The sequence below is a fragment of the Sulfurovum sp. genome, assembly GCF_041562805.1.
In the GTDB taxonomy this organism is placed as follows: domain Bacteria; phylum Campylobacterota; class Campylobacteria; order Campylobacterales; family Sulfurovaceae; genus Sulfurovum.
On record NZ_JBFFOH010000002.1, the window covers coordinates 1 to 12,926 of the forward strand.

A 12,926-nucleotide genomic window follows, 5' to 3' on the forward strand; every position below is an offset into this window, starting at 1 on the left:
ACGTAAACGCCAAGTACTCAATGGAACTTCATTTTCCACTTTACAAGCAATCTCACAACCTTTACAACCCATACATAGGTTAAGGTCAACTAAGAAACCTAATTTCATGCTTCCTCCTTAAATTTAGCTAATCTTATAATAATTATAAGTATCCATTAATCTTAACAGACCAAGGATAACGCATGGATTAATATTATAGAAGTTTGGTTTAAAAAATGGTTATTTGGGTAAAGAAAGACTAAGTTTTTATTTGGATGTTTCAAAAGGAAATCAATGCATCAAAATAGTTGAAGACTGTCATCAATTAAATACGAAAAGAAAATGTAGAACCCTTCTCTTCTTCACTCTCTATCTCTAATTCTGTACGGTGTAAGGCAAGGATACTCTTAACAATGGAGAGCCCTAAACCCATAGAATTATCCCAACTGTGTGTACCTGAACGATAAAACTTTTTGGTGACTTTTGAAATATCAGAGGAAGAGATACCTGCACCTTTATCTATCACAGATATTTGACCCTCATCTATCTTGACCAAGACTTCATCTTTAGAATATTTAAGTGCATTTTCCATCAGGTTTTTAAGTACAACTTCCAAAAGTGTGCGGTCTGCATCTACCAAACAGGTACTTCCCTCTAGCTCAATTTCTCTTTGCGGGTATTTTTCTTCCAATGATGTTTTAACTTCCTGTATTAAAACATACAGATCAAAATTGCTTGGATGCAATGTTGCTTCACCACTCTCAAATTTATTCCATAAAACAAGTCTACTGAGAAGTGCTTCTATTTTTATTCCGTTATTATAGATCTTACCGAGAAATTTTTCTTGTAATGCCTGAGGAATCTCTTTGTCCTCTTCCAATGTTTGCGCATATCCCATAATGGAGGCTATAGGGTTACGAAACTCATGAGCGATCGCGGAGATCATATCCCCACGCTGACGATTTTTAAGTTTTAGCTTTGCATTATAACGCTGTTTGATCTCTTCACGTTTTTTGGAACTGTTAAGCGCTTTAATAAGATTCTGATTGATATCTTCAAACTCTTGGGTAAAAAAATGCGCTTTATAGTCTATCTTCTCTGCTTTATCCATGTTATCCAGGTATTTATTGATAATGAGCAACTCATTTTGCATACTTTTTGCACCACGATATATGGCAAATATAAATATGGAAAATCCCAATAGTAAAAGAGTTATAGCAATGAGCGCAATATCATTTTGAGGGATAAACATCAACAACAGAATACTGAAAACCACACCCGTAGCAACAGCAAGTGTCACCAGTCTCGCCATGATAAATTCTGTAAAAATCGGTCGTCTAAACATAATAATAAAAATTCCTAATTTTCTTCATCAATATCGTTCAGATAACCTAAGAAATCTTCTGTAACAAAATAACCAACCACAGATTCAAACAACTCTTGATCGGGATGCATGAAATAAAAGCTTGGGACAGCACCGGAGAAATCTTTAATACGCTTAGCAGTTTTTTTATCTGACCTTTCCACTTTCAGTAAAATATACGATTGCAATTTATCTATTACACGTGGATCTGACAATGCACCTTTTTTCATTTTTATACACCATGTACAAGATGGATCTTCTACCATGACCATCACATTTTTATGCTCTTTTTTTGCACGGTCCAAGGCATGATCCATATCTGTTTCCCAGATCAGTTTATCAAATGCACTTAAAGCTACTTCTTTTTTTTGTGTTTTTTGGGTGAGTGTATTTATATTGGACGATTTTGATTTTTCATCAGCATACCCTCCTACAAGGAAGAGACAAAAAAATAGAATACCCAATATTATTTTTCTCACGTTTAACACTTATTTTTTCTCGACACCATCAAGAGCAGCAGTAAACTTTCTTACGTTATGATATCCCAAAATCGTTTCTGTAACTGTTTTGTTTTCATTCATGAAGAAAACCGTAGGTACACCTTCTATCGGTGGTAATACTGACGTAGCAGATGGGTCCTCTCTCATCACTTTGACTACAACAAATTTTTCAAGTCTTTTCTCTACATCTTCATCTGACAATGTACGGTGTTTAAATTTTTTACACCATCTGCAGTTTTCACCTTCTACAAGGATCATTATATTTTTATGCTCTTTTTTTGCCAAGGCAAATGCTGTATCCAAATCTTTAACCCACTCTATGGAAAAAAGCGTACTTGAAAAAATCAAAAGTCCCAAGATTATATTCTTCATATTGTTCCTTTATTTAATTGAAATGTTTGACAGTATCTTTAAACACAGTGTAAAGATCTTCAACTTCTTTGATGGATGTTCTTTCATTTGGTGCATGGATCGTATCATTGATCACGCCAAACTCTACAACATCTATACCAAAAGCACCCATGAATCTAGCATCACTCGTACCACCGGCAGTAGAAAGTTTTGTCTCAATGCCAGTGACATTTTTAATACTTTCAGAAAGTTTTTTTACGATCTTAGAATCTCTTGTGGTAACAAATGGATATGAACCTTGCGTCAACTCTAAACTATAGTCCAACCCGTCAAAACATTTAGCAATGTGAAGTTTAACCTCTTCTTGTGTAGTATTAGTGGAATTACGCACATTAAACATCATTTTCAATGCACCGGGTGTTACATTTGTAACCTCCATGCCTGCACGAATATCAGTAATTACCATTTTACTTGGGGCAAAATCATCATCACCGTTATCCAGATCAATACCGGCAATTTTGTCTAAGACAGAAGCAATCTGGTGTACCGGATTGATTGCTTTTTCCGGATAGGCAGCATGTCCCTGTTTTCCGTTTAACGTTAAATATCCGTTAATGGATCCTCGTCTTCCTATCTTAATGGCATCACCAAATGTAGTCTCACACGTTGGTTCTGCAACGATGCAGTAATCCGGTAAAAAGTCTATCGCTTTGAGATGTTCAAGCATTACAACAGTACCATATTTGGCATCTCCTTCTTCATCAGAAGTAAGGAGTATGGAGAGTGTACCCTCAAAATGTTCAACATCTTTACAGGTCTGTACAAAAGCAGCCAGACCGCTTTTCATATCTTGTGTGCCACGTGCATAGATCTTACCCTCTTTTATGACCGGTACAAAAGGATTTGTATCCCAACCATCACCTGCAGGAACTACATCTACATGCCCTGCAAAACAAAGATGCGGTCCATCAGCAAACTTTTTACTTAACATCAGGTTTTTAACACCCTCTTTATTTACATAGATTGCTTCATAGCCATCAAGATACTCTTCTATGAACTTTAAAGAACCTGCATCATCAGGTGTCAAAGATTCAAAACTCAACAGTTTGAGCAATACGTCAACTACATTCATTCAGACTCCATATTATATTCTCATGTAAGATGAACAAAGTCCATCCTACATTCAGTCACTTTTGCCCAACAGGCTTATACAGGAAATCACTAAATGATTTCTCGTAAAAGCTTCGCCTTTGGCGAGAAGCAATCATTTTGCTTTCTTTTGTATAAATTTTTCTATCATCGAGAGATACTCATCTAGATTTTCAAAACGGTGATTCCCACCATACTCAACGATAATTTTCTGTTTATTATAGAGAGATTGTGCTTTAGTATAATCTAATACTTCATCCTCGCTTTGTAAAAGGAGTAGATATTCACCCTTACTGGGAGCAGTTCGTAACATTTTTAGTTGTTCCAAATAAACAGATTTAAATTCAAATACCTCTTCATCACAAAAACGTTTTTGCCACCCTGTATATGCAGCTAACGTCTCCCATGGTTGGGTTGATGGGTTAAGAAGTACTGCTTTCATGCAGTACTTCTCAGCTAGAACTGTCGCATAATATCCGCCTAATGACGAACCTATGAGGATATCGATCTTTGAAGATCTTAAAATCTCTTCTATTATATTTAGAGCATCTATAGGGGAAGGAGGCAGGTCCGGTGCGATCACACTGTCTGCACCAAAATAAGCTTTGAGAAGTGTTGATTTATTCCCTTCTCCACAAGAAGCAAAACCATGAAGATAAAGGATCTTTGACATACTATTTTTCTATATCGCCACGATACGTAACAATACCGCCAAAGTGGTTAAGGACACGGTTATGCCCATTTTGTCTAAATATATTTTGTACCTGTCCGCTTCTGCTGCCTGTACGACAAGTCAATACAACTGCTTTATCTTTCGTTTCATTAAGAAATTTTTGTGCCCATTGCTGAAAAGAAGAAGTAGGTTTAAGCATATCAACACCTTTAATGTGTCCCATGTCATACTCCATATCTTCCCTTACATCAACCAACAGGAAGTCTATTTGTCCTTCCTCTCTAGCTTCCAATAAAATTTGGAGTTCTTCTGAGTTGACATCATTTTGTTCAAGTAAAGTTTGCATGTTATTGTCTCCTGACATTAAAATAATCGCGTATTATAGTCAATCATTATTATAACCTGCTGTTAATTTAAAAATATCTTCTGCTTAACTATGTTCTGCTCTGTACTCAGGTGTACAAAAAATCTGACAATGACACACACCATTTTCAGGGATCTCTTTTTCCATCGCAGGTTTACATGGACAGATTCTATCATCTGTACTTTTGAATTTACCTGGTTTTGACTCATCTGGTTCAACCATAAAGCAAGGACAAAACCTTTTACCAAAAAGTAATTTATGACGTGCAAGTCCCATGATCACACCTTCATTCACATCTTCATTACTGTTATAGACCCATCCTCTACTTTCACATACTTTATCCGCGAACTTTTGTGTTTTTTTCAATTCAGTTTTAAACTCTTCCGAATTCATATCTAATTGCTGCATACTTTTATCCTTGATATGTCATTTTATAGTTCTAGTTATATCTTAAACTAAATTAATATATAATAAGAGAAATCATAAATTGAACTATGTAAGGCACAGTATGCAAATAGATAACACCGTTTTAGCTAAACTTGAAAAACTCTCACATCTAAAAATCGATGAGTCTAAAAAAGAAGAGGTCATAGAACAACTTTCAGGTATCCTAAATTACGTAGATAATCTTAATGAACTTGATACCGACTCACTGGATCCTTCATTTTCAACACTTGATGGTGGTACGCCTTTAAGAGAAGATACGCCTAGAGAAGCAAATAATATTGCAAAAGATATCTTGTCTCATGCGCCACAAGCTAAAGATGATTTCTTTATCGTACCCGCCATTATTGAATAGGACGGAAAATGAGCAAAGCCCATTTTACTACGCTAACGCTGAGTTTCCTTCAGCAGGATGCTCAAGTGACTAGTCACTTTTTAGGTTCTAGTTCATGTTAAAAATTTATGGTATTAAAAACTGTGACAGTGTCAGAAAAGCAATAAAATATCTTAAATCTCATGAGATAGCTTATGAATTTATAGATTTTCGTGAAACCCCAGTAGATCAAAACACTATAGCTTCATGGTTAAAACATACCGATATTAAAACCCTCTTCAATACCAGAGGCACAACCTACCGAACATTAAAACTCAAAGAACTTTCTCTTTCTGACGAAGATAAACAACTTTGGCTTGCAAAAGAGAACATGCTTATTAAACGACCTGTTATTGAGCTTGATAACAAGCTAATAGTTGGGTATAATGAGTCTCAATATCTAGAAACTATACATTAAACAAAGGATAATCATGGCTGCTTTTGATATCAAAAAACTGCTTCAAAGTGTTGTAACACATGGTGCATCAGACCTCCACCTCGTAAGTCGTACCGAACCACAAATAAGACTTGACGGTGTACTTAAACCCGTAAATCTTCCTCAACTTACAGGAGATGATATCGAAGAGATGTGTTACTCACTCATTACAGAAAAGCAAAAACAACAATTTGAAGAGTATGATGAACTTGACTTCGCACTTTTACTTCCTGGTATAGGACGATTCAGAGCGAACTATTATCGTACATTAGGTGATACTGCTGCAGCCTTCAGGATCATTCCAATCGATGTACCTTCACTTGATGATCTTGGTGCTCCTGAAGTTTACAAAAGTCTTATAAAGAGAGAAAAAGGACTTATTTTGGTAACTGGGCCAACGGGTTCTGGTAAATCAACAACACTTGCTGCGATGCTAAATGAGATAAACCTTCACGAACAAAAGCACGTCATCACTGTTGAAGATCCTGTGGAATTTATCCACCAAAACAAAAAATGTGTATTCTCACATAGAGGTGTCGGTGAAGATACGGCTTCTTTTGCAAAAGCACTCAAATATGCGATGCGTCAGGATCCCGATATCATACTCATCGGGGAAATGAGGGATAAAGAAACCATTGAAGCTGGTCTTACAGCGGCTGAAACAGGTCACCTTGTATTTGGTACGCTGCATACCTCTTCTGCCCCTGGAACTATCAACCGTATTATTGATGTATTTACAGGAGATGAACAACCACAGATCAGAGCGATGATCGCTTCTTCTTTGGTTGCGGTTATTGCACAGGCACTTCTTCCTAAGTTAGGTGGTGGTCGTGTTGCTGCTTCAGAGATCCTGGTAACCAATCACGCGATCTCAAACCTTATCCGTGAAGATAAAGTACACCAAATATACTCACAAATGCAACTGGGTCAAGGTGACACCGGTATGCAAACGCAAACACAGGCACTGCTTAAATTCCTCAAGGATGGGAAGATAAGTCGTGCCATTGCTTTACAATATGCAAATAGACCAGACGAAGTTTCAAAGCAAACAATGATGTAAGTAAAAATATCTCTAAAAGCATTTTTAGAGATATATAGATACAATACGAAGAATTTTAGTAAAAAACAGGGGATAATGATATGGATTTTTCAATGGAAAATTTTTCAATGATGGACTTTAACTACTTTGATGTCACGATTGCAGCAATCATACTGATACTTGGGATCAAAGGTTTTATGCAGGGCGTCATAAAAGAGGTATTTGGTCTTCTAGGTCTTGTAGGTGGTGTCTACTTTGCCTCTAGACTTTCTGATAAAGCTGCAACATTTATTGATACAAACTTTTTACACTTGGAAAATGCATCTTTACTTAAACTGATCGGATTTCTTGCCATCTTGATCGTTATTTGGTTGAGTGCTACTATACTTGGTTCCATATTTTCCAAACTTACAAGTGAAAGTGGTCTAGGTTTTCTCAATCGCCTTTTTGGTTTCATCGCTGGAGGAGGAAAATATTTCCTTATTTTTGCACTGATCGTAACGGCACTCTCTAATGTAACACTGGTTAAAGACAACTTGGAAAAATATGTAAATGATTCTGTACTCTATCCATACCTTACAGAAGCAGGTTCATATCTTATCAATCTTGATACATCTGCTATGGGTTTAACTGTCTCTGACACAACAAAGATCGTAGCTCCTGCAGATATGAATACTTCAGTTGAAACAAATATTTCAGTTGAAACAAATGCTTCTATAACTGAGCCCGACAACACTACAAAAAACTAAGGTTCAATATGATTGCATATCCTCTACTTTTAGAAGAGTTCCAAACACTTCTAAAAGAAAACTCACTGAAGTTCACAAAACAACGTGAACTTGTATTAAAGTTCCTTTATGAGAATGATGGGCACTTTACACCTGAGGATATTTATACTTTACTTAAAGAAAAATACCCTGACGTTAATATCGGTATTGCTACTGTATACCGTACGCTTACACTACTTGAAACGTCACATATCGCCAGTTCTATCTCCTTTGGTGTACAAGGGAAGAAATATGAACTTGGACTCAAAAAACACCATGATCATCTTATTTGTACAAAGTGTGGTGATATTATAGAATTTTTCGATGAGTCCATCGAAAATAAACAAGAAGAGATAGCCAAAAAATTCAACTTTCACATGACAGACCACACGATGAAGATCATAGGTCTTTGTGAGAAGTGTCAATAATAAAACTGAACACGTTCATAAAACACAACGTTACAAATAGTCCATAGAGTTTCTCTATAGACATTCAATAATAGACTAAAAACAGGAGACAGCTTGATATTTGAAAATCAATATATTCAAGAACGAATCAAAAAAACAGAGAAGCTAAGAGAAGAAGGTATCAATCCTTACCCTAACCAAATACAAAAGGGAACCCCTTCTACACAGTTTTTAGAAGAGTGTGCTTATATCAAAGAGCAAGAGAGTGATGAAAAAAAAGATGAGACCAAAACATACTCACTCACAGGTAGACTCAAGTTTATTCGTATTATGGGAAAAGCTGCTTTTGCCAAAATGGAAGATACAGAAGGTTTGGTTCAGATCTATTATAATAGAGATGAACTCCCGGAAGGTTTTTATAATAATATAGCAAAGAAACTCTTTGAGGTTGGAGATATCATCGAAGCAACAGGATATCCATTTGTTACGCAGACAGGGGAACTCACCCTTCACTGTAAAGATATGAAGATCGTTTCCAAAGCTATCTCTCCACTGCCTGAAAAGTTCCATGGACTACAAGATCATGAGACTAGATATAGACAACGTTACCTTGACATGATCATGAATCCGGATGTCAAAAAGAATTTTGTCATGAGATCCAAGATCGTTTCTATGGTAAGAAGATTTTTTGAAGAGAAATCATTTCTAGAAGTTGAAACACCTATGATGCACCCTATTCCTGGTGGTGCAAATGCAAAGCCATTTATCACGCATCATAATGCTTTGGATGTGGAGCGTTATCTGCGTATTGCACCTGAACTTTACCTCAAACGTCTTATCGTTGGTGGTATGGAAGCTGTCTTTGAGATAAACAGAAACTTTAGAAATGAAGGAATGGACCATACGCATAACCCTGAATTTACTATGATAGAGTTTTACTGGGCATACAAAACATATATCGAACTCATGGAGATCACTGAAGAGTTATTTGATTACCTCTTTGATAACCTTGGTCTAGAAAGAAAATTGCCATATGGTGAAGTAGAAATAGACTTTGCAACACCATTTGCGAAAATACCATATATTGAGTCACTCACAAGCATAGGTGGTGTACCCGCAGATGTTTCTACAGATAAAGAAAAAGCATTGGCTTATCTTAAAGAACACAATGTCAAAGTAGCCCCTAACCTTACATTAGGTTACCTGCAGGCTGAACTCTTTGATGAGTTTGTTGAAGGGAAGCTCATTAATCCTACTTTTATCACAGACTTCCCTGTAGATATTTCACCACTTGCAAGAAGATCTGATGACAATCCAGATATTGCAGAACGTTTTGAGCTTTTTATGGCTGGCAAAGAGATAGCCAACGGTTTCTCTGAACTCAATGACCCTATCGATCAATATGAGAGATTTAAGGGACAAGTTGATGCTAAGGAAGCTACTGGAGATGATGAAGCAATGCATATGGATACTGACTATGTTAAAGCGCTTAGCTACGGTATGACGCCAACAGCCGGTGAGGGTATCGGTATAGATAGACTTGTCATGATGCTTACCAACCAACACAGTATCCGTGATGTACTTTTATTCCCTGCTATGAAACCAGAAGCCCCAAGAGAAGAACTGGCACCCATCTGTGAAGTTGAGAATAAATGTAAAAAGTGTGGTAACGAAAATATAGATGAACTTAAACCTGCTAAAAAAGGTAAAGGTATGTTCTGTATAGATGTACCCGCATGTAAAAAAAGAATGCAAGAGAAAAGTTAAACCCTCTTGTTTCTCTTCTAAATAGAGATGATCTTCTGATGGATCAGGAGATTATCTCTACTGTTTTTTGAACTAGCACTTCCACTAACATACAACAACAATCTATTTTATTTAAAACCAAAACATCTGTACAAGATTCAACGTAAACATTGTAATGAATCCTACTTTATAAACCATCATTTCATTACGTTCTATAAACGAAATACTTTTATCAAAATAAGGTTTTACCTTCACAGGATTACTCACTTCATACTGCATTTCTGAGTAGTTTTTGTAACGTTTATCTGTATTCGGATCCAGTGACCTTAAGATCACACTCTCTAACCATTCAGGTATTTTTGGGTTGAGCTTACTTGGTGACTTGATACGTTTATCAAAAGAAGGGTTTTGAAAAGGTTCTATTTCTCCAAATGGAAACTTTTGTGTGAGTGCTTCATAAAGTGTAACCCCTATGGCATAGATCTCAGTCTGTTCATTTACAGGCGCTTGAGCAAAACGTTCCGGTGCAAGATATGATGGTGTACCAGCCCGTGTGACATTGGAGTAGGCTTCTGTAATACTTCCAAAATCCACCATTTTAAATACCAACTTACCTTTACGATCTGTCAATATGATATTTTCAGGCTTGATATCACCATGCACTAAATCATGTTTCATCAGGAAATGTGACATCTTGAGCAAAAAAACAGCCAATTCAACACTAAGGTCTACTGAGAGTGGTTTTTTTGCACTGTACTCTTTGAGTGTTGTCCCTTCTACAAAACTCATGATGTAGTAACGGTGTGTACGGTTTTTTGGAATAACTGCTTTGGGGAAAAATCCTGCTTTAAGTCTCTTAGCCATCCAAACTTCTTTAACAAACAGGTCAAGCATCACCTCATCATTCATCGCCTCATATGGTACGAACTTGATGACATACCTTAGTCCTCTTTTTTCACAAAGCCAGGTACGTTCATTTTGTATAAGTGATTTTATCAGGGTGTAGCCATCTATCACTTGCCCTACTTTGTAATGCTCCTGTACAATGAGATCACTTTGTTTCATTCTGAGTCTAGGGTCAACTTCTTTGATCTCTATCACTACGGCAGTAGTATCATCAGGGAGATCATCATGATGCAGTTTACTCGCTTTTTTTACCAAATATGAAGCACCCATTTTCATACCGGAACTAAGGTCTTCTTCTGTGAGTTCATTATAGAGTCCATCACTACAAAGCAATATCTGGTCACCTGGCTTGAGATTATTTTCAAAATAGTATGGGGCTACATTTTCCTCTAATCCCATGGCTGCCATCAGTACATTTTCCATACCCTCTTCATCCATAGAATGGTCATCTGAGAGTTGGGTAAGTTGTGCAGCTCCATCAATCGTTCTATGCAGATAGATACGACTATCTCCAACATTGGCACCATAGAGTCTGTCACCTTCTATGACCACTAACGTTAGTGTTGTCACAAGCTCTTCACGCTCATACTCTGCCATGGACTCAAGATAGAGTACTCTATTTATATTTTCGATAAAGTGTTTTATGGATTTCTCCATCGTCCAGCTTTTGGGTCTGTTCTTAAGAGAATTTATCAAGAAATTAGTGGTGTGTTTGGCTGCTTGTGCTCCCTGAAGCGCAGACCCTACCCCATCACAAACAACTGCAACAGTGATGTTTTCCATCACCTTCACTTCAAAAAAATCATCACCTTTGAGCTGTGTACCTTTTGCAAGTGTAAAACCTGATGTTTCAATGTTTTGTTTCGACATAAGTTGCCTTTGTAATTATTCTAAATTATATGATAAAGAGTATGACATAATTTAAAATAAATCATACACAGCATGACATCTCTGTCATACTGTAAGTGTGGAGTAAGATTATATAATACCGCCTGCTTTAACACCCCAAGTTGTTCTCCATCTTGTTTTTACCAATGAAATACCTGCAATCGCGATCAAAACTACAGCTGCAAATATCATGAACCCTGTAGCATATCCATCAAAAGCACCTTTTGACCAACCAAGTGTCTTAATAAGTGCTGTACCACCAAGACCACCTGCTGCACCGATGATACCGGTCATAATACCAATGTCCTTACCAAATCTTTGTGGAACAAGCTGGAAGACTGCTCCATTGGCCATACCGAGGTTTGCCATGATAAGGAAAAGAACCACGATCGCTAACCAAAATGGTAAAGGAACTAAAGCGTTCACCATAGCCAATACTGCAACCGTACCAAAGAAAATATAAAGTGATTTTACACCACCCATTTTATCGGCTATCGCACCACCTACTGGTCTAAGTACTGCACCTGCAAAGATACACAGTGCACCAAAGTAACCAGCAACTACCTTTACATTCCCCTCATCCAATACATCAAGTCCAAAAGCACTCATGTCTACCTGATATGTGTTCATCAAATAGACTTTCATATATCCTGCAAATCCTACAAAACCACCAAAGCTCACTGCATAAAAGAGGTTAAACCACCATGTATCTTTATTTTTAAGCAGTTTTCCATAATCTGAAAGTTTTTTAGGTCTTGCTTTATAGACTGATTCAGGTGCATTTTTTGCAATAAAAGCATAAGCGATAAATACCACGATAGACATTGCAGCACCTACACCAAACACAGATTCCCAACCCCATAACTCTGCAATCTTTGGTGCAAACAGGAAGTCGATCACCACACCAATATTACCGGCTCCAGCAATACCAAGTACGATACCTTGTGACTTTGGTGGATACCATTGTCCGGCCTGCGGAAGTGCCACAGCAAAAGAAGCACCTGCAAAACCAAGTCCTAATGCAACGATAAGCAAGGCGTTATATGTGATAGACTCACCCATAAAGTAAGCAGTTAAAAGTGCTGCAATAACAACAGATTGAGCCATCAGTGCTGTCACTTTAGCTCCAAGTTTATCTACACCAAAACCAAGTAAAATTCTTAAAAATGCTCCTGCTAAAATAGGAAGTGAAAGTAAAGTAGCTTTTTCTCCTGCTGTCATAATATGACCACCAAGTGCCAATGCCTCAGAAATTTCTGTACTCAATGGGCCAAGCATTGTCCACACCATAAAACTCATATCGAAATATAAAAAAGCCATGAACAATGTCGGTGTGTGACCTTGCCCTTTTAATGCTCTAAACCCTGCCATCTTTTTCTCCTTAAGATAAATATTGAGGAAGTATACAACGATACAATACTAAATATCAGAGAGATTATGATTAAATTTTAATCAATTATAATGAGGCTGTAGATAGCCTATTATATAGTTTAAAAAGTATATACAGAAATAAGATTGATTAAAAAATATACAATTACAGA

Annotated in this window: 15 protein-coding genes and 1 pseudogene; 6 read left to right on the forward strand and 10 right to left on the reverse strand. The window is 36.9% G+C overall.

What is annotated here, in order from left to right; genetic code table 11:
* From ABYK33_RS00400 to ABYK33_RS00435, 8 genes and pseudogenes are all read right to left on the reverse strand, one after another.
* Nucleotides 1–108 (reverse strand): annotated as a pseudogene (locus ABYK33_RS00400) (4Fe-4S dicluster domain-containing protein); the annotation flags it as partial.
* A 196-nt stretch (nucleotides 109–304) separates the two neighbouring features.
* The gene (locus tag ABYK33_RS00405; RefSeq protein ID WP_373030919.1) at nucleotides 305–1,324 is read right to left on the reverse strand and encodes a sensor histidine kinase; all 1,020 of its coding nucleotides are present in this window, start codon (nucleotides 1,322–1,324) and stop codon (nucleotides 305–307) included.
* A gap of 14 nt (nucleotides 1,325–1,338) precedes the next feature.
* Entirely contained in the window at nucleotides 1,339–1,821 is a 483-nt protein-coding gene (locus ABYK33_RS00410; RefSeq protein WP_373030920.1) for a thioredoxin family protein, read from the reverse strand.
* Nucleotides 1,822–1,830: 9 nt separating this feature from the next.
* Nucleotides 1,831–2,214 carry a thioredoxin family protein gene (locus ABYK33_RS00415; protein WP_373030921.1) on the reverse strand — a complete coding sequence of 128 codons (384 nt, stop codon included), beginning with the start codon at nucleotides 2,212–2,214 and terminating at the stop codon, nucleotides 1,831–1,833.
* Nucleotides 2,215–2,227: 13 nt separating this feature from the next.
* Nucleotides 2,228–3,325, reverse strand: coding sequence for a succinyl-diaminopimelate desuccinylase (dapE, locus tag ABYK33_RS00420; protein ID WP_373030922.1), 1,098 nt, complete (start codon nucleotides 3,323–3,325; stop codon nucleotides 2,228–2,230).
* A gap of 132 nt (nucleotides 3,326–3,457) precedes the next feature.
* Nucleotides 3,458–4,015, reverse strand: a complete 558-nt coding sequence (locus ABYK33_RS00425) for a YqiA/YcfP family alpha/beta fold hydrolase (protein ID WP_373030923.1) — start codon at nucleotides 4,013–4,015, stop codon at nucleotides 3,458–3,460.
* Nucleotide 4,016: 1 nt separating this feature from the next.
* Nucleotides 4,017–4,361 (reverse strand): rhodanese-like domain-containing protein, encoded by a 345-nt coding sequence (locus ABYK33_RS00430; protein ID WP_373030924.1) that lies wholly within the window; start codon nucleotides 4,359–4,361, stop codon nucleotides 4,017–4,019.
* Between the two features lie 84 nt (nucleotides 4,362–4,445).
* The gene (locus tag ABYK33_RS00435; RefSeq protein ID WP_373030925.1) at nucleotides 4,446–4,787 is read right to left on the reverse strand and encodes a ferredoxin-thioredoxin reductase catalytic domain-containing protein; all 342 of its coding nucleotides are present in this window, start codon (nucleotides 4,785–4,787) and stop codon (nucleotides 4,446–4,448) included.
* Between the two features lie 100 nt (nucleotides 4,788–4,887).
* Here ABYK33_RS00435 and gatC point away from each other — a divergent pair, with 100 nt between their 5' ends.
* The 6 genes from gatC (at nucleotide 4,888) to lysS (ending at nucleotide 9,612) form a co-directional block, all read left to right on the forward strand.
* Nucleotides 4,888–5,178 carry an Asp-tRNA(Asn)/Glu-tRNA(Gln) amidotransferase subunit GatC gene (gene gatC, locus ABYK33_RS00440; RefSeq protein WP_373030926.1) on the forward strand — a complete coding sequence of 97 codons (291 nt, stop codon included), beginning with the start codon at nucleotides 4,888–4,890 and terminating at the stop codon, nucleotides 5,176–5,178.
* A gap of 94 nt (nucleotides 5,179–5,272) precedes the next feature.
* Nucleotides 5,273–5,614, forward strand: coding sequence for an arsenate reductase family protein (locus ABYK33_RS00445; protein ID WP_373030927.1), 342 nt, complete (start codon nucleotides 5,273–5,275; stop codon nucleotides 5,612–5,614).
* Nucleotides 5,615–5,627: 13 nt separating this feature from the next.
* Nucleotides 5,628–6,692, forward strand: coding sequence for a type IV pilus twitching motility protein PilT (locus tag ABYK33_RS00450; RefSeq protein ID WP_373030928.1), 1,065 nt, complete (start codon nucleotides 5,628–5,630; stop codon nucleotides 6,690–6,692).
* 92 nt (nucleotides 6,693–6,784) lie between these two features.
* Nucleotides 6,785–7,420, forward strand: a complete 636-nt coding sequence (locus ABYK33_RS00455) for a CvpA family protein (protein WP_373030929.1) — start codon at nucleotides 6,785–6,787, stop codon at nucleotides 7,418–7,420.
* 8 nt (nucleotides 7,421–7,428) lie between these two features.
* Nucleotides 7,429–7,866 (forward strand): Fur family transcriptional regulator, encoded by a 438-nt coding sequence (locus ABYK33_RS00460; RefSeq protein ID WP_373030930.1) that lies wholly within the window; start codon nucleotides 7,429–7,431, stop codon nucleotides 7,864–7,866.
* Between the two features lie 93 nt (nucleotides 7,867–7,959).
* Complete coding sequence (gene lysS / locus ABYK33_RS00465) at nucleotides 7,960–9,612, forward strand: lysine--tRNA ligase (RefSeq protein WP_373030931.1); 1,653 nt, start codon at nucleotides 7,960–7,962, stop codon at nucleotides 9,610–9,612.
* A gap of 111 nt (nucleotides 9,613–9,723) precedes the next feature.
* On the opposite strand, the gene ABYK33_RS00470 is transcribed toward lysS, so the two are convergent.
* Together ABYK33_RS00470 and ABYK33_RS00475 are read right to left on the reverse strand one after the other, a co-directional pair.
* Nucleotides 9,724–11,367, reverse strand: coding sequence for a protein phosphatase 2C domain-containing protein (locus tag ABYK33_RS00470; protein ID WP_373030932.1), 1,644 nt, complete (start codon nucleotides 11,365–11,367; stop codon nucleotides 9,724–9,726).
* Nucleotides 11,368–11,475: 108 nt separating this feature from the next.
* Nucleotides 11,476–12,756 carry a nitrate/nitrite transporter gene (locus ABYK33_RS00475; RefSeq protein WP_373030933.1) on the reverse strand — a complete coding sequence of 427 codons (1,281 nt, stop codon included), beginning with the start codon at nucleotides 12,754–12,756 and terminating at the stop codon, nucleotides 11,476–11,478.
* Nucleotides 12,757–12,926: the final 170 nt, after the last annotated feature.

What these genes read in the sequence shown, in the direction of transcription:
- ABYK33_RS00405 (WP_373030919.1), bottom strand. Translation starts at nt 1,324, where the DNA reads ATGTTTAGACGACCGATTTTTACAGAATTTATCATGGCGAGACTGGTG.
- ABYK33_RS00415 (WP_373030921.1), bottom strand. Translation starts at nt 2,214, where the DNA reads ATGAAGAATATAATCTTGGGACTTTTGATTTTTTCAAGTACGCTTTTT.
- dapE (WP_373030922.1), bottom strand. Translation starts at nt 3,325, where the DNA reads ATGAATGTAGTTGACGTATTGCTCAAACTGTTGAGTTTTGAATCTTTG.
- ABYK33_RS00425 (WP_373030923.1), bottom strand. Translation starts at nt 4,015, where the DNA reads ATGTCAAAGATCCTTTATCTTCATGGTTTTGCTTCTTGTGGAGAAGGG.
- ABYK33_RS00430 (WP_373030924.1), bottom strand. Translation starts at nt 4,361, where the DNA reads ATGCAAACTTTACTTGAACAAAATGATGTCAACTCAGAAGAACTCCAA.
- ABYK33_RS00435 (WP_373030925.1), bottom strand. Translation starts at nt 4,787, where the DNA reads ATGCAGCAATTAGATATGAATTCGGAAGAGTTTAAAACTGAATTGAAA.
- gatC (WP_373030926.1), top strand. Translation starts at nt 4,888, where the DNA reads ATGCAAATAGATAACACCGTTTTAGCTAAACTTGAAAAACTCTCACAT.
- ABYK33_RS00445 (WP_373030927.1), top strand. Translation starts at nt 5,273, where the DNA reads ATGTTAAAAATTTATGGTATTAAAAACTGTGACAGTGTCAGAAAAGCA.
- ABYK33_RS00450 (WP_373030928.1), top strand. Translation starts at nt 5,628, where the DNA reads ATGGCTGCTTTTGATATCAAAAAACTGCTTCAAAGTGTTGTAACACAT.
- ABYK33_RS00455 (WP_373030929.1), top strand. Translation starts at nt 6,785, where the DNA reads ATGGAAAATTTTTCAATGATGGACTTTAACTACTTTGATGTCACGATT.
- ABYK33_RS00460 (WP_373030930.1), top strand. Translation starts at nt 7,429, where the DNA reads ATGATTGCATATCCTCTACTTTTAGAAGAGTTCCAAACACTTCTAAAA.
- ABYK33_RS00470 (WP_373030932.1), bottom strand. Translation starts at nt 11,367, where the DNA reads ATGTCGAAACAAAACATTGAAACATCAGGTTTTACACTTGCAAAAGGT.
- ABYK33_RS00475 (WP_373030933.1), bottom strand. Translation starts at nt 12,756, where the DNA reads ATGGCAGGGTTTAGAGCATTAAAAGGGCAAGGTCACACACCGACATTG.